18 protein-coding genes and 1 pseudogene are annotated in these 18,341 nt (G+C 70.8%); 6 read left to right on the forward strand and 13 right to left on the reverse strand.

Annotation, left to right across the window (positions count from 1 at the left end; all coding sequences use genetic code 11):
* Window positions 1-174 precede the first annotated feature (174 nt).
* Window positions 175-1,176, forward strand: coding sequence for an RNA polymerase sigma factor SigF (locus EPO13_02660; GenBank protein ID TAK70774.1), 1,002 nt, complete (start codon window positions 175-177; stop codon window positions 1,174-1,176).
* Window positions 1,177-1,300: 124 nt separating this feature from the next.
* On the opposite strand, the gene EPO13_02665 is transcribed toward EPO13_02660, so the two are convergent.
* Window positions 1,301-1,735 carry a hypothetical protein gene (locus EPO13_02665; protein ID TAK70775.1) on the reverse strand — a complete coding sequence of 145 codons (435 nt, stop codon included), beginning with the start codon at window positions 1,733-1,735 and terminating at the stop codon, window positions 1,301-1,303.
* A gap of 31 nt (window positions 1,736-1,766) precedes the next feature.
* Here EPO13_02665 and EPO13_02670 point away from each other — a divergent pair, with 31 nt between their 5' ends.
* The gene (locus tag EPO13_02670) at window positions 1,767-2,690 is read left to right on the forward strand and encodes a diacylglycerol kinase family lipid kinase (protein TAK70776.1); all 924 of its coding nucleotides are present in this window, start codon (window positions 1,767-1,769) and stop codon (window positions 2,688-2,690) included.
* A gap of 298 nt (window positions 2,691-2,988) precedes the next feature.
* The gene (locus EPO13_02675; protein ID TAK70777.1) at window positions 2,989-3,240 is read left to right on the forward strand and encodes a WhiB family transcriptional regulator; all 252 of its coding nucleotides are present in this window, start codon (window positions 2,989-2,991) and stop codon (window positions 3,238-3,240) included.
* A gap of 233 nt (window positions 3,241-3,473) precedes the next feature.
* On the opposite strand, the gene EPO13_02680 is transcribed toward EPO13_02675, so the two are convergent.
* From EPO13_02680 to EPO13_02705, 6 genes are all read right to left on the reverse strand, one after another.
* Window positions 3,474-4,925: an ATPase gene (locus EPO13_02680; GenBank protein ID TAK70820.1), complete on the reverse strand. Its 1,452-nt coding sequence runs from the start codon at window positions 4,923-4,925 to the stop codon at window positions 3,474-3,476.
* Between the two features lie 210 nt (window positions 4,926-5,135).
* Complete coding sequence (locus EPO13_02685) at window positions 5,136-5,948, reverse strand: hypothetical protein (GenBank protein ID TAK70778.1); 813 nt, start codon at window positions 5,946-5,948, stop codon at window positions 5,136-5,138.
* A gap of 333 nt (window positions 5,949-6,281) precedes the next feature.
* Entirely contained in the window at window positions 6,282-7,385 is a 1,104-nt protein-coding gene (locus tag EPO13_02690) for a PilT/PilU family type 4a pilus ATPase (GenBank protein TAK70821.1), read from the reverse strand.
* Window positions 7,386-7,547: 162 nt separating this feature from the next.
* A complete protein-coding gene (locus EPO13_02695) occupies window positions 7,548-7,763 on the reverse strand; it encodes a biotin/lipoyl-binding carrier protein (GenBank protein ID TAK70779.1) in 216 nt (71 codons plus the stop codon).
* Window positions 7,764-7,820: 57 nt separating this feature from the next.
* Window positions 7,821-9,110 (reverse strand): HD domain-containing protein, encoded by a 1,290-nt coding sequence (locus EPO13_02700; GenBank protein TAK70780.1) that lies wholly within the window; start codon window positions 9,108-9,110, stop codon window positions 7,821-7,823.
* Complete coding sequence (locus EPO13_02705) at window positions 9,107-10,531, reverse strand: HD-GYP domain-containing protein (GenBank protein ID TAK70781.1); 1,425 nt, start codon at window positions 10,529-10,531, stop codon at window positions 9,107-9,109. Before EPO13_02705 ends, EPO13_02700 begins: the two co-directional genes overlap by 4 nt.
* A 667-nt stretch (window positions 10,532-11,198) precedes the next feature.
* On the opposite strand from EPO13_02705, the gene EPO13_02710 reads away from it, so the two are divergent.
* Both EPO13_02710 and EPO13_02715 read left to right on the forward strand, forming a co-directional pair.
* The gene (locus EPO13_02710; protein TAK70782.1) at window positions 11,199-11,741 is read left to right on the forward strand and encodes a hypothetical protein; all 543 of its coding nucleotides are present in this window, start codon (window positions 11,199-11,201) and stop codon (window positions 11,739-11,741) included.
* Entirely contained in the window at window positions 11,738-12,397 is a 660-nt protein-coding gene (locus EPO13_02715) for a hypothetical protein (GenBank protein TAK70783.1), read from the forward strand. The genes EPO13_02710 and EPO13_02715 overlap by 4 nt, the downstream gene beginning before the upstream one ends.
* Window positions 12,398-12,857: 460 nt before the next feature.
* On the opposite strand, the gene EPO13_02720 is transcribed toward EPO13_02715, so the two are convergent.
* The 6 genes and pseudogenes from EPO13_02720 to EPO13_02745 all read right to left on the reverse strand — a co-directional run bounded on the left by EPO13_02720 (window position 12,858) and on the right by EPO13_02745 (window position 18,040).
* Window positions 12,858-13,568 (reverse strand): type II restriction endonuclease, encoded by a 711-nt coding sequence (locus tag EPO13_02720; protein ID TAK70784.1) that lies wholly within the window; start codon window positions 13,566-13,568, stop codon window positions 12,858-12,860.
* Window positions 13,565-15,178 carry an SAM-dependent methyltransferase gene (locus EPO13_02725; GenBank protein ID TAK70785.1) on the reverse strand — a complete coding sequence of 538 codons (1,614 nt, stop codon included), beginning with the start codon at window positions 15,176-15,178 and terminating at the stop codon, window positions 13,565-13,567. The genes EPO13_02720 and EPO13_02725 overlap by 4 nt, the downstream gene beginning before the upstream one ends.
* A gap of 228 nt (window positions 15,179-15,406) precedes the next feature.
* Window positions 15,407-15,679, reverse strand: a complete 273-nt coding sequence (gene rsrA / locus EPO13_02730) for a mycothiol system anti-sigma-R factor (protein ID TAK70786.1) — start codon at window positions 15,677-15,679, stop codon at window positions 15,407-15,409.
* Complete coding sequence (locus tag EPO13_02735) at window positions 15,676-16,302, reverse strand: sigma-70 family RNA polymerase sigma factor (GenBank protein ID TAK70787.1); 627 nt, start codon at window positions 16,300-16,302, stop codon at window positions 15,676-15,678. Before EPO13_02735 ends, rsrA begins: the two co-directional genes overlap by 4 nt.
* A gap of 236 nt (window positions 16,303-16,538) precedes the next feature.
* Window positions 16,539-17,177 (reverse strand): annotated as a pseudogene (locus tag EPO13_02740) (hydrolase).
* Window positions 17,178-17,263: 86 nt separating this feature from the next.
* Window positions 17,264-18,040: an SOS response-associated peptidase gene (locus EPO13_02745; GenBank protein ID TAK70788.1), complete on the reverse strand. Its 777-nt coding sequence runs from the start codon at window positions 18,038-18,040 to the stop codon at window positions 17,264-17,266.
* Window positions 18,041-18,096: 56 nt separating this feature from the next.
* Between EPO13_02745 and EPO13_02750 the strand changes: the two genes are divergently transcribed.
* A partial coding sequence (locus EPO13_02750) for a 3-phosphoshikimate 1-carboxyvinyltransferase (protein TAK70789.1) occupies window positions 18,097-18,341 on the forward strand: 245 nt, incomplete at its 3' end.

Genomic DNA, 18,341 nt, shown 5'->3' on the forward strand with positions numbered 1-18,341 from the left:
CGTGCCCGCCGTCGCGGGCTCGGTCGCGCTGGCGCGGTCCACCGTGGCGGCCGCAGCGGCCGCGGTGGAGTTGACTGTGGACCGCATCGACGATCTGCGGCTGGCCGTGGACGAGGCGGTAAGCCTGCTGTTGGAGGACGCCGTCGTCGACTCCGATCTGGTCGTGACGGTCCGGTGGGGGCTCGAACCGACCATCGACGTCACGGTCAGCACGCAGAGCGCGACCGGACGGGTCCCCGGCCCCGGCGGCTTCTCCTGGACGGTGCTGTCCGCGCTCGTCGACGACGTGTCCGGCAGCCGCGAGGCCGACGGGACGGTGCGCCTGCTGCTGCGTACCTCGCTCGCCGAAAGTGTCTGGTGACCGCGCAGACTCCTGCGGACGCCCCCGGCCCTGTCGCCCCTCGCGGTAGCCGATGGACCGAGCGCGACCGGGAACGGGAACGAGCGCTGCTGGCCGAGTTCGCCACGGCCGACCCGGATTCGGCACGCCGGCAGGCCATCCGCGACGAGCTGGTCACCTTGCACCTGCCGCTGGTGGCGCACCTCGCCCGGCGATTCCGGGATCGCGGCGAGCCGTACGACGACCTGGTCCAGGTCGGCACCATCGGACTGATCAAGGCCGTCGACCGCTTCGACGTCACCCGCGAGGTCGAGCTGTCGACGTACGCGACACCGACGATCGTCGGGGAGATCCGCCGGCATTTCCGGGACCGCGGCTGGGCGATCCGGGTGCCGCGGCGGTTGCAGGAGATGCGAGCGGCGCTGAGCGCGGCCACCGAGCAACTCGGTCAGGATCTCGGCCGCTCGCCGACCGTGCGGGAGCTCAGCGAGCACCTCGGAGTCAGCGAAGACGAGGTGCTGGAAGGGCTGGAGGCGACGCTCGCCTACACCACCACGTCGCTGGACGCGGGGCCTGCCGACGGAGACTCCGCGGAGTCCGCGCTCGCCGCCACCCTCGGCGCGGACGACCCGGCACTGGAGGGCGTCGAATACCGGGAGTCGCTGCGGCCGGTGCTGGACGCCCTGCCCGAGCGGGAGCGCCGGATCGTCATGTTGCGGTTCTTCGGCAACCGGACGCAGTCGCAGATCGCCGCGGAGCTCGGCATCTCCCAGATGCACGTATCGCGGCTGCTGGCCCGGTCGCTGGCCCAGATGCGGGCCGCGCTGGACGACTGACCGGCACCCGCTGCGCGGCGCACCTGACGCACCGGATACGGCGCCCCTGACGCACCGGAGACAACCGGGGCAGCTGAGGCACTTGCGCAGGGTCGGCCAGACTGCGCTGGCTGGTCGCACCGCCTCAGCTGGCCGGGCGTCCTCGATCGAGCAACCCCAGCTCGCGCGTCACGGCCGGCATGAGGACGGCGACCGCTCCCGCTGCCGCGACCACGGCGGCCACCGCTCCGGCGACGCGAGGGACCGCGTCCGGTGAGCGCAGCAGCGGTACGGCCACGACCAGCACGAACAACTGCGCGAGCAACGCCGGGCTGCGGGCCCACCCGCGTCGGGCCCACAAACCCCGAGCGACTACGGCGAGACCGACACCGAGCGCGGCGTACACCACCAGTTCCACGACCAGCCCGGGACCGCTGCTGATGTCGGTCGTGGTGGTCCCCCAGAAGAGCCCCTGGACGGCGAGCAGCACGGCGTAGAGCAGCAACGCGACTGCTTCGAGCGCGGTCGCCGCCGTCGCGATCAGCAACGACCGGGGTCGCCGGCCCGTCGAGATCGCCACCCGGGCAGCCTAGGCCCGTACGCTGACCGGCGTGCGCGGCCTGCTCGTGGTCAATCCCAACGCGACCACCACCACAGCCCGCGTCCGGGACGTCATGGTGCACGCACTCGCCGACGAGATCGACCTCGACGTGGTCACCACCGACCGCCGTGGCCACGCGGTCGAGCTGGCACGGCAGGCACGCGCCGACCGCTGGGACGTCGTGGTCACTCTCGGCGGCGACGGCACCGTGAACGAAGTGGTCAACGGCCTGCTCGCCGCCGGCCCCGGACCCGACGTACCGCTGCTGGCGACCGTGCCCGGCGGCAGCGCGAACGTGTTCGCCCGGGCCCTCGGCCTGCCGGCGGACCCGGTCGAGGCGACCGGCGCCATCCTGGACGGACTGCGAGAGAAGCGGTTCCGCACCGTCGGGCTCGGTCAGGCGGACAGTCGCTGGTTCACCTTCAACGCCGGGCTCGGGCTCGACGCGGAGATCGTCGCCGCGGTCGAACGCAAACGGGCGGCCGGCACCCGGGCGACGCCGCGCAGCTACCTGGCGTCGACGGTCCGGCAGTTCTTCGTCGGCACCGACCGGCGCGAGCCGGCCCTGACCCTGCATCGACCTGGGGTGGACCCGGTGACCGGCGTGTTCCTCGCCATCGTGCAGAACACCTCGCCGTGGACGTTCATCGGCCCGATGCCGGTCGATCCGTGCCCGCGCGCCTCCTTCGACACCGGCCTGGACCTTTTCGGGGTACGGCGGCTGTCGCTGCTGTCCGGGGTCCGATACGGCCGGCGGATCCTCACCAGCAGCCGGGCCGGGCAGACCCGGGGCCTGGTCACCTGGCACGACCAGTCCGGCTTCGAGGTGTCCGCGTCACGGCCCGTGCAGCTGCAGGTCGACGGCGATGCGCTCGGCGAGGTGGACCGCGTCGCCTTCCGGGCCGTGCCGGCGGCGCTGCGAGCCGTCGTCTGAGCCGCTCGGACAGCCGATCCGACGCCGATCCGCAGTCGATCCGAGGCCGGTCGGGAACATCACCGGGCGTGGTCGTGTTACCAGCCTGTGACGAACGAGACAGGACGTTCCCGCCGGGGCGGCGGCGCCTGGCCTTGTGCAGTCACCACAAAGGTGTGAGGCTGCCAGAGCCATAACGACGCCGGTCGTCGGGAGGCAAGCAGATCCCTCGCGGTGCTCGCGCGCCACGTTGGGGACTGACAGAGCACGTGAACATTTTCACGAGCGCCCACCTGGGGGCTCGACCGAGGAGGAGCGCATGGACTGGCGCCATCAGGCAGCCTGCCGTGACGAGGATCCCGAACTGTTCTTCCCGATCGGCAACACCGGGCCTGCCCTGGTGCAGATCGAGGAGGCGAAAGCGGTCTGCCGCCGCTGCGACGTCGTCGACGCGTGCCTGCGGTGGGCCTTGGATTCGGGCCAGGACGCCGGTGTTTGGGGCGGCCTCAGCGAAGACGAGCGCCGGGCGCTGAAGCGCCGCAACGCTCGGGCTCGCGCTCGTATGGCCTGATCGATCACTCGTCAGCTGAAGGCCCGGTCCGGCAGGACCGGGCCTTCAGCGTGCCGGCCACCGGACGAGCCGTCCGCCGCGCCGTCGCCGCACGGACCCGCTGCGCCGTACCGGTCCCTCGCCGTACCGGTCCCTCGCCGTACCGGTCCCTCGCCGTATCCGCGAACGCACGGCGGCGGTCGTCGGCACGACGATCGTGGGTCGCCGTATTACGGCGCTGGGCGCGACCCCGGTCAGGTCAGCGGTATGTCGACGGTCGCGCTGGTCCCCCGCCCGCGGCGGCCCGGCCCGAGGGTGAGCGAGCCGGCCAGCTCGTCGACGACCAGCGCGCGCACGATCTGCAGCCCGAGACTGCCGCCGGGCGCGTCGGCCAGATCCGCGGGCAGCCCGATCCCGTCGTCGTCGACGACCACGACCAACCGGCCACGGTCGCGCCGCGGCTCCAGGTCGATCCGGTGGGCGTGGGCGTGTTCGATCGCGTTCTGCAGCAGCTCGGCCAGCGACATCGCCAGCGGCGTGGCCACCTCGGTCGGCAGCCAGCCGAACGACGCGGTACGGCGTACTCCGACGATGGGGTCGCCGCCGTCCCGGTGCGCCGCGGCGGAATCGGCGACCAGCGCGACGACCCGGTCGGCGACGTCGTCGAAGAGGACCTCGCCACCCGGCTCGTAGGCGAGCGCCTCGTGGACGACCGCGATCGCGCCCACCCGCCGTACCGCCTCCTCCAGCGCCTCGCGGGCCTGCGGTTCGTCCACCCGCCTGGCCTGCAGCCGCAACAGCGCCGCGACGGTCTGCAGGTTGTTCTTCACGCGGTGGTGGATCTCGCGGATCGTGGCGTCCTTGCTCAGCAGGGCGCGGTCCCGCCGCCGCAGTTCGGTCACGTCGCGGACCAGCACCAGTGCGCCGACCGGCCGGCCGCGCCGCAGCAGCGGCAGCCCCCGCAACGTCACGGTGGCCGCGGAGTTCTCCAGTTCCACGCCGCCGGGCACGCGGCCACCGGCCACCAGCGCGAGCGCCTCGTCCACCGGACCGGGTCGACGGCTCAACCGCGCCACGACGCCGCCAAGGTCGGCGCCGACCAGGTCGGTGGCCAGCCCGAGACGGCGGAACGCCGACAGCGCGTTGGGGCTGGCGTAACTGACCCGGCCGGTGTCGTCCAGCCGCACCAGGCCGTCGCCGGCGCGCGGCGGCGCCCCGGTGGCCGGCAACCCGTGGGCGGGCGGGAAGGTGCCCTCGGCGACCATCTGCGCGAGGGCGTCGGCGGTCGCGAGGTAGACCTCCTCCAGCCGGCCGGCGGGCCGCACGGCGACCGCCGAGTAGCGCCCGATGACCGCGATGACCCGGTCGTCGTGTCGTACCGGAACCGCCTCGAACGCGGCCGGCTGACCGGGGCGCGCGGGGTCCCGGTCGGCCACGATCCGTCGTTGCGCCAGCGCCTTGTCCAGCACGGTCCGCCGGCCGCGGGCCACGAACGTCCCGACCAGGTCGTCGGGGACCCGGGTGGGACCGGTCGTCGGGCGGACCTGTGCCCCGGCGACGAAGCCCCCGTCGTTCCAGGTCGGCAGCCACAGCACCAGGTCGGCGAAAGCGAGGTCCGCCAGCAACGTCCACTCCCCGACCAGGATGTGGAGCCGGTCCACGTCGGCGTCGGTGAGGTCGGTTCGCTCGCGCGCCAACCGGGACAGGCTCGCCACGGTGGGAGCGTAGGCGGCAGGCGATCGTCCGGCGTCGCTGGTGCGCCATGAGGGGTGGGCGTGGGGCCGCGGAGGGGGGATGGAGGGGGTCGCGGCCCCACGCCGTGACCCTGACGTCAGGGGGCGGACGTCAGGGGGTCGAGCCGCCAGCGAGGGCTGTTTGCATGATGCGCGCCGAACGCGGCGACCGCACCCGCAGGCTCAGCAGCTGCTGCGCACCAAGGGGGCCGGGTCGACCGCATCGCTCTCACCGCCGCTCTGCCAGTACTCGAAGTGCAGGTGGACCGCGCCCGGCGATCCGGTGTCTCCCATCAGCGCGATGGGTTGCCCGGCGGTGACGGAGGCTCCGGCGGCGACCAGGTGCTTGCTGTTGTGGCCGTAGTAGTACTTCGAGCCGCTCTGGCCCTGCAGCACGATCCGCAGCGCGCCGTTGGACTGCTTGCCGGCGCGAATCACGGTGCCCGCCTCGACCGCGACGATGGTCTGGCCTCGGGAACCCATGAGGTCGATGCCCTGGTGGGAGTGATCGCCTCGGCCGGCACCGAAGCCGTCGCCGTACGAGAAGCTCCCGACGACCGGGCACACCGAACCCGACGCCGCCGGCCGGGCGGCCGGCGCGGCCACCTTGGCGGCGACCCCGGAAGCGCGCACCCGCAGCGCGGCCCAGGTCTGGGGGCCGACCTGACCCACCGCAGGCAACCCGTGGGCCCGCTGGAACCGCTTGACCGCCTTGCGCGTCATGGGACCGAACAGTCCGGAGCGGGGCTTGACCTTGAGCTTGCGCTGGACGAGCTTCACCAGGGACCCCCGATCCCCGGTACGCAGGATCGGCAGGGCGACGGCTGGGACGACGACGGCGCGGGCCAGCGCGCCCGACGGGGCGGGCCGGGACGGTACCGACGCCGCCGTCGGCGACGCCGCCACTGGCGGGGCGGGCAGCGTCACGACGAGGCCCAGCGAGAGCAGGGCGGGTGCAGCGACGGACCGCAGCGAACGTGAATGCACGAACGACACCGAAGAACCTCCGGGCGCGCCTGCGGGGTCAGCTGTCGGGTTCGGCCTGGAGGTTGCTGGCCGGCCGGCGCGGCTCTCCCGCGCGCGGCTTCACCCCAAGGACCCCGGCGCGATGCCGGAGCCCGGAAGTGGGTCCCCCGCTCCTGCCCGAAGCGGTGTGGGCGGCAACACGGATCGGGGGCAGGACTCGGCGTCTCGATCCGCGGCGTCGCATCGCTGCGAGGCGGGGCGACCATAACAGACCGGTCACAGGCCGACCAGGTGTCTGTTCGGGAGGCGAACGACGGCTCAGGCCACCGTCACTCAGGCCACCGTCACTCAGGCGACCGTCACTCAGGCGACCAGGCCGAGCCGGCGCAACTCGACGAGCAGGTCGTGCGGGTTGCTCGAGGCCGCCGTCGCCGCGTCGAGGGTGATCACCTGATCGCGGAACAGCGCGATCAGGTGCTGGTCGAAGCTCTGCATGCCGTAGAAGCCGCCTTCGGCCACCAGCGACCCGATCGTGGAGGTCTTGTCCGGATCGGCGATCGCGTCAGCGATACGCCCGGTGTTGACGCAGATCTCCATGGCCACGCAGCGACCCTGGCCGTCGGCCCGCGGCACCAGCCGCTGGCACAGAATCCCGCGCAGTGCGCCGGCCAGCGACAGCCGGACCTGCTGCTGCTCGTGCGGCGGGAAGAAGTCGATGATCCGGGCGATCGTCTCCTGGGCATCGACGGTGTGCAGCGTGGACATGACGAAGTGGCCGGTCTCTGCGGCGGAGATCGCCGCCTTGACCGTCTCCATATCGCGCATCTCCCCGACCAGGATCACGTCGGGGTCCTGCCGCATGGCGGCTCGCAAGGCGGTGGCGAAGTTCTCGGTGTCGACCCGCACCTCGCGCTGGTTGATCATGCCGAGCTTGTCGAAGTGCAGGACCTCGATCGGGTCTTCGATGGTGACGATGTGAACCTCACGGTGAGCGTTCACGTGGTCGACCATCCCCGCCAGGGTCGTCGTCTTCCCGGACCCCGTGGGACCGGTGACGAGCACCAGGCCGCGCGGCTCGACCGCGAGTGCGGAGATCACCTCGGGCAACCCCAGGTCGCCCAACCCGATGGCACCGACGGCGACCCGGCGGAACACCAGCCCGGCCGAGCCGCGCTGCCGGAACGCGTTGACGCGGAACCGGCCGATGCCGTCGATCGAGTAGGCGAAGTCGGCCTCATGGGTGCGTTCGAACTGCTCGACCAGGTCCGGCCGCAGCACCTCGCGCACCATGTGTTCAGTGTCAGCCGATCGCAAGGTCGGCGCTTCGAGCCGGCGCAGCCGCCCGTCGATACGGACCCGCGCCGGCGAGCCCACCTTGCAGTGCAGGTCCGAGCCGCCCGTCTCGACCAGCGCGCGCAGGTACGGCAGGACGGAGACGGGTACGTCGGGCTCCCCCGGTGCGGGCAGGTCGCTCAGTGCGCCGTACGCCGCCAATGTCTGATCTGTCACCCGAACCTCATCGGCGCGTCCGGGACGGCCCTGAAGGGCCGGCGTCCGATGAGCGGGCGAGACGGACAGGCGGTGAGGTCGGGAGGCAGGCGAGGCCGATGACGGGCCAGACGGACGGTCCTACCGCAGCACGACGAGCAGGTCGCCCTCCTGGACGACGTCACCGGTCGCCACACACATCTCGGTGACGGTGCCCGCAACCTCCGCGAGGACCGGGATCTCCATCTTCATCGACTCGAGGATGACCAGCGTGTCGCCCGCCGCGACCGGCTCACCCGCGGCGGCGACGACCTTCCAGACATTGGCCACCATCTCGGCCCGCACCTCGGTGATCACGCCGCCTCCTTCACCGGCGCGGGCACTGCCGTCCGGTCCGGCGTGATCCTGCCACGGCTACAGCGGGGCGAGGACGGACTGCCGCTCGACGATACGGCTGAGTGTCTCGACCACCCGCGGGTCGAACTCCCGCACCGTGCCGAGGCTGAGCCGCTCCAGCGCCTGCAACCACCGGTCGGTCTCCACCGATGCACCGACCAGGTCGTCGAAACTGTTGGCCACCCGGATGATCCGGCTCTCCAGCGGCAGCGTGTCGTCGCTGACCCCGTGGCGTGGTCGCCAGGGGTCCGCCTGCCGTTCGACGATGACCGCGACCTGGTCCATGACGCCGGTCTGCCGGATCACCGCGCCGCCCTGCGCGGCGATCTGCCGTTGCTCCTCGGGCGAGACGACCGTGGTCGCGCCACCCGGGATCGGCTCAGCCAGCGACAGCTGGCCGATGTCGTGCATGAGCGCGGCGTACTCGAGGTCGACCAGTTCCCGCTCCGACAGGCCCAGTTCCCGGCCCATGGCCACGGCCAGCCGGCTGACCCGCCGGGCGTGCCCGGTCTCGGTGTAGCCGCCGACCTCGGTGACCCGTGACAGCGCGCGGATCGTCTGCAGGTAGGTCTGCCGGATTGCGGCATACCGCCGGAACGAGAACTGGGTGAGCAACAGCGGCAACGCCAGGACCGGCAACGCCCAGATACCCATCACCGGCGTGGCCAATGCGATCAGGACACCGGTCACGGCAACGGCGGACCCGATGCCGGCGCTGGCGCGCACCCCGTCCAGCAGCGCGGTCCGCAGCGGCGAGTGGTCCCGCGCCGCGCGCAGCAGGGCGTCCAGTACGCCGTCCAGCACGGTCCCGGCCAGCGCGACCGCCGCCATGATCATCGCCAACGACTTGGAGACGTCGTAGGACACCGCCCCGCTGGCCAGCAGCGGCCGGAACACCGCCGCGACGAACGCCACGACCAGGATCCGGCGGGCGAACTCGTCGACGCGGACGCCGCGGCCCACCGCCAGGTGCGGGATCGAGCCGAGCGCGATCGCGACGGTGGTCACCGCGACGACCTGCGCCACCGAATACGTCTGCGGCGTCTGGTCGTACATCGGGACCAGGGCGAACGCCAGGGCGCCGGCGGCGCCGATCGGAGCCGTCTCCCGGTCACCGGGCAGCGAGATCCGGACCACCTCGCCGACGGCGATCATCGCGACGAAGGCGACCGACAGCGCCACCGAGCCGGGCGCGAGGCCGTCCACGGTGACGCTGGCCACGCACACCACGGCGACCACCGCGGCTCCGACGAGGATCGGGACCAGGCCGGCGGTGAAGCCGTCGCGAGCCGAACGGGCCGCGCTCACCCGACCGGGCCCCCCGTCTCGCCCTCGAGCTGGGCACGCGACGGCCGGTGCGCGGCGAGCGCGGCGGCGGCCGTCGGGTCGTCGTCGTCGCTGGCGAGCGTCGGTTGCAGCGCCCGGTCCTCGTAGTCGAGCGCCCCGCCAGGACGCGGCGTGGTGTCGACCACCTGCCAGCCCTCTTCGCGAACCGCCCGGACCAGGGCACCGACCAGATCCGGCTCGAACTGTGTCCCGGCGCAACGGTGCAACTCGGCGACCGCCTCGTCGATCGACCGCGCACCCCGATACGACCGGGTCGTGGTCATCGAATCGAAGGCGTCCGCGACGGCGATGATCCGGGCAAACTCGGGGATTTCTTTTCCCTTGAGCCCCAATGGATATCCGAGGCCGTCGACCCGTTCGTGATGGTGGTAGATGCCTTCGACGGCTTCACCGAGGAAGTCCAGGCCGACTGTGATGTCACGCCCTCGGACCGGGTGCAGCTGGATCGACGCGTACTCGTCGTCGGTGAGCCGGCCGGACTTCTGCAGGACCCGGGTCGGTACCCCCAGTTTGCCGACGTCGTGCAGAATCCCGGCGTATCGCAGGGTCTGCACGCGGTCCTCGGAGATCCCGGTACGACGACCGATCATGACCGACGCGCGGCTGACCCGCTCGGAGTGGCCACGGGTGTACGCATCCTTGGTCTCGACCGCCTGGATCAGGCTGCGGATGGTCGCCTCGTACGCCTCGCGGGTGGCGGCGTACTGCGCGAACGACCAGCGGGCGACACCGAAGGGCAACAACACCAGCACGGCAGCGAACCACTCGACCCCGGCGGTCCACACGACCGCGAGCAGGAGCCCGAATAGCGAGTACGTGACCAGCGGTACGGCGAACTCCGCGACGGTGTTACGCCATACCCGGACCGGCGAGAGTTCCTCGACCAACGACACGACCAGGACCAGGAGGGTCGCGTTGACCACGCCGTAGACCAGCATCGCGACCGCGACCGGCAGGAGCACCGACGGGAACGACGAGGTCGAGATCGGGACGACCCCTCCAGTGAGCAGGTACGCCGTGCCTGCCGCGAGCGCTGAGAGGGCACTCATGGCGCCGTTGAACGCGCGCTTCATGTGCTCCATGCGCTCCCACGTGAGCGCCACGCTGGCACCAACGAGCGCCGAGCCCCAGGGGCCGACCAGCAGGATCGAGGCGATGGCGACCGGCATCGCCACCGACACACTGACCCCACCAGCGGTCCGCTGGCCGAACGTCTCGCCCAACACAACCAAGATCGCCAGCGGAACGATGACCGACCAATCCAGGGGATGCAGGGCAGCAAGAATCAGGACCGCCACACCGGCGAGCGTCACGGCGCCGACATACGCCTGCACCCGCCAGGAGATCCTGGTCACGACGCCGTCCTCCCGATCCACCGGCATTTCGAGAGGTGGCCACCTCTCAGACCGGCACCATGAGGATCGGCAACTTCCGTCAGCTACTTCAGCGCCAGCCGAAGCCGGCCTGGGTCGACAGCATGCGCTCGAGAGCCGCCGTGATCTTCTTCATCGGGCAATCACCCCTGGGAACTCGTGTCACGGGCCTTCGCTGGCCGCCCGTGCGAGATCCGCTCCGCTATGGGGTCGATCGTCGCGAGCATCCAGGGGACGTCGCGACTGGTCCTGCGGGAGTTGCCGATCCTCTTGGTGCCGCTCTTCAGTTATGAGCCCGACCCGGTGGGCCGAGGTGGCGCGATTGCGAGGACACCGGTCGTAACCGTTCTTGTGCGCCGTAGCTGCATCGCGTTCGCACCGCAGGTGTCCGCTGGATACGCGCGTGGCCTATGTGACCGGTGTGACGACGGAGTGTCAAGCAACTCGCCAGAATCACACCTGTGTGGTTTCGCCGTTACCGGCTGCCGGCTCCCCTCGTGACCGGTGTCACATCACCATGAGCGACAAGACGTTTCACCCTGGGTGACGTACTGCGCCCCTCGGGCTAATTGTCCGGCGCGCTGGGCCCAGCGTACGTCGCTTTCGCCCTACGCTCCCCAACGAGGATGCACCGTGCGGCGGGGGGTCGCAACGAGCACCTCTGGAGGAGTCGAGCATGCCCGCGTCCGCGCACCGACGGACCCGCGAGACCTACGCCGACCTCGTCCTTGCCGTGCTCGACGCTCGGCAGGACGCGGCCTCGGCACGTTTCGACGCCGTCCTCGCCGAGGCCGAGGCCGCCGGTCGGGTCGACGCGACCACGGCCCGTCACCTGCGGTGGTGGCAACGCGCCTCCGTGCGGGCCGTGGTCGAGCATGCGGCGGCGACGCTGCCCGGCACCCTGACCGCCCTCGATGCCGCTGACATCGAGGCCGACGGGTCGGCCGAACAGACCGCTGCGGCCTGGGCGCGAGCGGCCCGGCCGACGACCGCGAGCACTCGACCCGGCGCCCCGGCCGGGGCCCCGGACCCCGACGCGACGCCGGCGCGGACCTTCGTGGCCGACCTCGCCCTGGTGGCCGGACCGGTGGATCCGGCCCATCCGCCGGATACCCCGCCCGATCCGGGCGACCGCGGTGCCGACCCCGTTGCCGACAGCCCAGCCAGGCCCGTTCCGGGCGCCGACGCTCCGCCCTCGACCGCGAAGGACGACCGATGACGACCTTGCGCCTGCTGCCCGATCTCGAGGACGCCCTACGACGCATACCGGGCATCCGCGCCGCCAGCGTCGTCACCGGCCCCGATGCGCGACCGACGGAGATCCACATCGTCGCCGACCCAGGCAAGGCGGCCAAGCAGGTCGTTCGCGATGTCCAGTCCGTCGCCATGGCGCAGTTCGATGTCGACGTCGACCACCGGATCGTCAGCGTGGTGCAGATCGGCGGTGACGAGCCGGGCATGGCGACCGAGCCGCTCGCCGGCGACGAGGCCGACAGCAGTGGCCCACGAGCTGCGCTCACCGGCATCACGGTGCGCACCCGGGACGGCGAGTGCGAGGTCACGGTGTCGTTGGCGGTCGGCGAAGCCGACTTCACCGGGACCGCGAGCGGGCCGATCTCGGCGACCCATCGGGCCCGGATCACCGCTGCGGCCACGGTGCGGGCCCTGTCGGAACTGCTGGGGATCACCACCCAGGTGGAAAGCAGCCAGGTCCACGCCTCCGGCCGGCATGCCGTCGCCGTGTCAGTCCTGACGATGAGTGTCCCGCGGCTCGGCGAGCAGGCGCTGTGCGGCAGCGCGCTGGTACGCGGGGACGATGAGGACGCGGTGGCGCGGTCGGTTCTCGCCGCGGTCAACCGGCGGCTGTCGGGCTGAGCGCCCTGCTGCCTCGCGCGGGGAGCGAACCGAGGGGGCGCGCGGCCGTGAGAGGATCCTGCGGGCTCGCGGCAGGTCGCGGGCGATCGTCGTGAGGAGCAGGCCATGAGCAAGCGCGCCCGCAAGCGCCGTACCCGCAAGAAGGGCTCCGCCAACCACGGGAACCGGCCGAACGCCTAGCCCGACCGACAGGCCGCGCGCCGCGTGTTTGGCCGCCGATCGAGCTGCGCCTTCGTGGCCAAAGCGGGCAGGGCTGGCGCGGAACAGAGCGTCGTTGCGGAGGCCGACATGCCACGGTGGCGATTGGGCCTGACAGGGGCCCGTGCGTGGGCCAGCGCCTCGGCGACGTCGCGAGACCGCAGTCGGCATCGAGCCTCGGCGTGACCAGCACCCAACCGTCAGCCGCGGACAAGGCCGCGGCTCGCCGACACGCCCAGCTCCGGCTGCCCAGGGCTGCTGACTAGATGTTGAGTGCCTCGATGTAGGCAATTCGCCCGGCGACGGCCGCGGCGAAGTTGGCAACTGACACGTCGCGAACCGGCTCCTCCAGAATCCCCTCGCCCCTACGGGTGGTAAGCACGCAGGTCGCGTCATACAGGCGCTCCCGAACCAGCCGCTGCGCAAGGATGCGATAACGGTCGACGTACGACGTGCCCGAGAAGATCGGGTCGGCAGGAAACAGCGTGGTCGGATCGACTTTGGAGACTCTCGACGAGACATCGGAGTACTCGATGACGAAGACGAATCCAAGCCATGGTCGAACCGGCCCGAAGCTGCCCTCTTCGTACGCTTTCCATATGTCAACCGCGTTCCCGAGGGCTTCCTCGGTTCGATTGTTGAAGTTGTTGCCGATGGAACCAACCTGAGACTTGAACTCGACGGCCGCGACCAGTGCGCCCTTGAACGTGACGAGGAGATCCCAATCCTTCGACCGCCGATAGTGGCCCGGCAGTGTCAGCTTCGCTCCGTTGCGGACCTCGGCGCCTCGCCGGACGAGTGGCCCGAATAGCTCGGCTACAGCGTCTTCGAGCGGACGGAGATGCTTGCCGCCGGTGACTGAACCGCGCGTTCCTGCGTCCACCAGGCCCGAATCGATCTGTCGCTGTGCTTGGAGGTCGCGGCCGGTCCAGAAGGCTCGGACGGCGGGATCGAAGCTATCGAAAACACTCACGCCGCGACGTTATCGGCACGCAGCCCGTACGCGCGAAAGGATGCGCGGTTTGCCGCCTCCCGATCGCCGCGCTCGAACGCACTCGCCAGTTCCGCCGCCACCTCGTGGCTGATAGATGACGGATCAGGAACACGGATCTTGCGCAGGTACTGAGACTGGAAGCGAAGAGTGCCGCCACGCATGCGTACGCAATACGCCTCAATGAACGACTGTGCGACCGACGAGAGAAGTAGCCCGCCCAGCACCTTGAGATCCCATGTTTCCGCGGTTATCCAGTAGAGGTTGTGGTGGGGATAGTGCCCGCCCTGTTCGTACACCGGCGTGATCTGCGCCTTCATGTCTTGAAGTACCAACTTTGGCTGCCCGATGAGCGCGTGGTTGACCTTGTCGATGGTCTTGAACCAAGCACCAGGCTGCTTCCGGGCGACATAGCGCTCCCGCAGCTCCGGATGGCTCGAATACTGGGCGGCCAGCTTTGGAAAGGCGTTGAGATCGACGAGGCTTCCGTCTGGCAACCAAGGGTTAAGGAGCACAGAGCCGCCCCACCTGAACGTACCGTCCCGGACATCGCCCGTCATGATCATCGGAAGCTTGCGGTCCTCCTCGACGTCAATCTCGACCGGAACGATGTACGCCTTGTCAGCGCCAGTCGCGATACCAATGCCGACCTTCGCTCCGGTCTCCTCAATCGTTGGCAGACGAGCATTCAGCTCCTCCAACATGGCAATGCTGTCAGGGTCGCCCGCCGGCCAAAGGTCGTCGCCAGAGAACCAACGGGCGATCCGGTGAGCGCGGAACGAACTTGCGTGCTCGACGGTTGCGTCGGACAGTGTGAAACGGGTCAGGCGCTTGCAGGCGCCTTCGTCGAAGGCTGCGTTGCACTCCGCGATGACTACGGATCCCTGTCCGGCCCTGGTTAACACTGTGATCGCCGGGTAAGCGCTGACCTCGGAGGAAAATACGTCGGCGTCGTGCATCTGCCACACGGCGTCGACTGAACACATTGAGGTGACGATCCGTCGCAGCTGTGTGCCGTACGCGTTGCGCATCCAGCGATCGGCACAGATGAATGCATGCTTCCCACCGGGCTTGAGTTGCGCAATCCCCTTTTCAAAGAATGCGACGTAGATGTCCGCCCGCCCGCTCATCGACCGATAGATCCGCCGATACTGGCACTCGGCTTCGGGGTCGAGCTCATCGGATCGGATGTACGGCGGGTTCCCTAGGACAACGTCGGCACGGACGTCCTCGTCGTCGAGAAGGTAGTCGGCCGTTCTGAGCCAGCGAGACGCAATCTGGCGCGCTACCTCGGACGTGGCACCGGCGTCCACGAGCATCGCTACGCTAGCGGAGATGCAGGTCTCAACGTGTTCCTGTTGAAGGTCGTATCCCCGTAGGGCGTCCCCCAGGTTGGCGGCAGCCACGCCCCGTCGGTCGGCGGCCAGCAACAGCCGCTCGACCATCGGAAGCCAAAAGGCGCCGGATCCGACCGACGGCTCCACGGCGACCAACTTCGTGAGGTCACGATCAGCCGCGTACCCCACCAGGTCAAGCATCGCGTCTGCAACCCACCGCCTGGTGAAGACCTCGCCGTAGTTCCGGTTGCCCATAGGCGCGAGCCTATTCGGACCGCCGACAAGGCCTCGGACCTATCCACAGGTGTCCGACGTTCTGCAGGGATTCGTTGGTCGGAGCGGGAGACGCATCGGGCTCTGCACCGAAGGATCCATGGTGGCTGAGGACAGCGGCCAAACCACACGGGACAGGTCCCTGATCGCAGATGAGTCGAGCGCACGACAGGCCGCGCGGCCGTCGCAGGAGTCGCGCGGGCCGGGCGCTCAGCCCGGCAGGTGGCCTTCGGCGCGGACCACGCGCAGCCGCGCCACCACCTGGGCGCGGAGCTCGAGCGGCGCCGGACCGCAGCTGCAGGATCGGGCGATCAGCGCCTTGACCTCCTGCTCGATGCCCAGCTCACGCAGGCACGGGCCGCACTCTTCGAGATGCTGGCGGATGTCGGCGCACGCCCCGGTGTCCAGTTCGTCATCGAGATACCCGGTGACCAGTGCGAGGATCTGCGCGCAGTCGATGTCGTGGTGGTGGCCGCAGCTCATGACCGCTCCCCTACGACCGATTCCGGCACGATGAAACCGCGGTCGCGGGCGTACTCCTCGAGCATTCCGCGCAGCGCCCGCCGGCCGCGATGCAGGCGCGACATGACGGTGCCGACCGGAGTCCCCATGATCTCGGCGATCTCCTTGTAGGCGAAGCCTTCGACGTCGGCGAGGTACACCGCCATCCGGAAGTCCTCCGGCAGCCGGCTGAGCGCCTCGGTGACGTCGGAATCCGGCAGGTGGTCGAGCGCCTCCACCTCCGCCGAGCGCAGTCCGGTGGACGTGTGCGACTCCGCCTGCGCCATCTGCCAGTCCTCGAGATCCTCGGTGGCTGACTGCTGCGGCTGGCGCTGCTTCTTGCGGTACGTGTTGATGAAGGAGTTGGTGAGGATCCGGAACAGCCACGCCTTCAGATTGGTGCCGTGGGTGTACTGGTGGAACGCCGCGAACGCGCGGACGTAGGTCTCCTGCAGCAGGTCTTCGGCGTCAGCGGGATTGCGCGTCATGCGCAGCGCCGCGGCGTACAACTGGTCCAGGAACGGCAGCGCGTCGCGCTCGAAACGTGCCGCGCGTTCGGCATCGGTCTCCTCGACCGACGGCGCGTCCCCCGGTCCCTGACTCATCACAGCCGAGGGTAGCCCCGCCAGCTGCGCCGCGCGGGGCGGCGGCTCCCAGGAGCCGCGCTCGCCGCCCGGCACGACCTCGACCTCCGGCACCTGAACTGCGCTCACGACCAGCATCACGTCCTCCGAGATCGGGCCCGGTCCTCCGCCCCCTCAACGGCCGATGCGGGTAGCAGCATTCCCGTGCGGCGGACGATCGCCGCAGCACGCAGCACCGCCGACCAGGCCCCGGCGACGACCGTGTCCAAGGCTTCCGCGGCGGTCAGCGGGGCCCGCCCGGGTACGGCGAAGGAGTGGTCGGCCCAGGGCACGTCGTACACCGTGACCCGCGCCGGGTCGGCGAACCCGGCGACGGCGCGGACCTCGGCGCCGGTGCCGAACGCGTCGCGGGAACCCTGGACCACGGTGACCGGCACGGCGGGCGCGACCAGCTCGTCGGCTCGGCTGCGTTCGGGGCGACCGGGCGGATGCAGCGGAAAGGCCAGCGCCAGCACCGCGGTCGCGGCGACGTCGGCGGCGGTACGACACGCGACGCGGGCTCCCGCACTGCGGCCGCCCACGACCAGCGGTACGTCGCTGTCGGCGGCCCGCAGCCCGGCAAGTGCCGCGCACCAGGCCTCGTCCAACTGCGCCGGCCGGTCGGCGATCAACCGGCCGGCGACACACCACGGCTGCTCGACCAGCACGACGTCCACGCCCCGCGGCGGCAGCGCCGCGGCGAGCGCCTGCAGGTCCCGGACGTGGACCCCACCTCCCGCGCCGTGCCCGAGAACGAGGACGGCCCGGCGGTGCCGCGGCGCGGCGTAGCGGTGCAGCCGTGCCGGCCCGACCGGGGTCGGCGTCGTCGTGACGGCCGGTGTTGCGCCCGCCTGCATCGCCGGGCGCGGTGCCGTCGGGCCCGGTGCCGTCGGGGCCGGCATCGCCGGGCCCGGTGTCGTCGAGGCGGGCGCCGTCGGCCTCGTCACGACGACACCGCCACGGGTTCGACCAGCTGTGGGCCGTTGTTGCGGACGTCGTTGACCAGGGTCGAGACCGGGTACGCCGCCAACGGGCCCGGCGCGGCCGGCACGAGCAGCTCGGCCAGCTCCGCCTGAGTGACCGGCCCGGGCGCCAGCCACTGGTCCCAGCGGGCCGGCTCGACCATGAGCGGCATGCGGTCGTGAATGCGGCCCAGCTCGTCCGGGGCCGTCGTGGTGATGACGGTCGTGGTCACCCACCACCGCGCCGGGTCGTCCGCGGCGCGGCCGGGGTCACGCCAGAACTCGTACAGACCGGCCATCGCGAGGATCCCGCCGTCCGCGGGCCGAATGAAGAACGGCTGCTTGCGCCCCCGGGCGGCGGGGCCCGCCGTACCGGCCGGGCGATCCGGCGCGCCACGCCCGTCGTCGTGCTGCGGCTGCGGCGTGTACCACTCGTAGTAGCCGTCGGCCGGCAGCAGACATCGTCTGGCCGCCAAGGCTTTCCGGAATGCCGGCTTGACTGCGACGGTCTCCAGTCGGGCATTGATCAGCCGGGAGCCGATCGACGGGTCCTTCGCCCACGACGGGACCAGGCCCCAGCGCGCCACGTGCAGTTCCCGGACGGTCCCGGTATCGCGTACTCGATCCGCGACCAGGTAGACGTCCTTGGTGGGCGCCACATTGTGGTCCGCGGCCAGTTCGACCTCCGGACCCTGCTCGATGTCGAACTCGTGGATGAGGTCGTCGAGGTGCTGACTCGCTGCGTACCTGCCACACACGGGGCAAGCCTGTCACGACCGCCGGGAAGCGACCCGGCGCCGGATACCCTCGACCGGTGGCACCTGCGCGACGACCCTGGCCCGCTCCCACTGCCGCCGGCCCGGTCGAGGCGGTGGTCGCGGTCCCGGGGTCGAAGTCGCTGACCAACCGGGCGCTGGTGCTCGCCTCGCTCGCCGACGGTCCGGCTGTCGTCAGGCGGGCACTGCGCGCCCGCGACACCAAGCTGATGGCCAAGGCGCTACGCAGCCTCGGCGCCGAGATCGTCGATGTGTCCGACGATCCCGGCCACCGCGACTGGGC

This window comes from Actinomycetota bacterium, from assembly GCA_004297305.1.
Taxonomy (GTDB): domain Bacteria; phylum Actinomycetota; class Actinomycetes; order S36-B12; family FW305-bin1; genus FW305-bin1.

Excerpts from the sequence above, each read along its gene's own strand:
- EPO13_02675 (TAK70777.1), top strand. The coding sequence starts at position 2,989 with ATGGACTGGCGCCATCAGGCAGCCTGCCGTGACGAGGATCCCGAACTG.
- EPO13_02705 (TAK70781.1), bottom strand. The coding sequence starts at position 10,531 with ATGCCGGTGGATCGGGAGGACGGCGTCGTGACCAGGATCTCCTGGCGG.
- EPO13_02710 (TAK70782.1), top strand. The coding sequence starts at position 11,199 with ATGCCCGCGTCCGCGCACCGACGGACCCGCGAGACCTACGCCGACCTC.
- EPO13_02715 (TAK70783.1), top strand. The coding sequence starts at position 11,738 with ATGACGACCTTGCGCCTGCTGCCCGATCTCGAGGACGCCCTACGACGC.
- EPO13_02725 (TAK70785.1), bottom strand. The coding sequence starts at position 15,178 with ATGGGCAACCGGAACTACGGCGAGGTCTTCACCAGGCGGTGGGTTGCA.
- rsrA (TAK70786.1), bottom strand. The coding sequence starts at position 15,679 with ATGAGCTGCGGCCACCACCACGACATCGACTGCGCGCAGATCCTCGCA.
- EPO13_02735 (TAK70787.1), bottom strand. The coding sequence starts at position 16,302 with ATGAGTCAGGGACCGGGGGACGCGCCGTCGGTCGAGGAGACCGATGCC.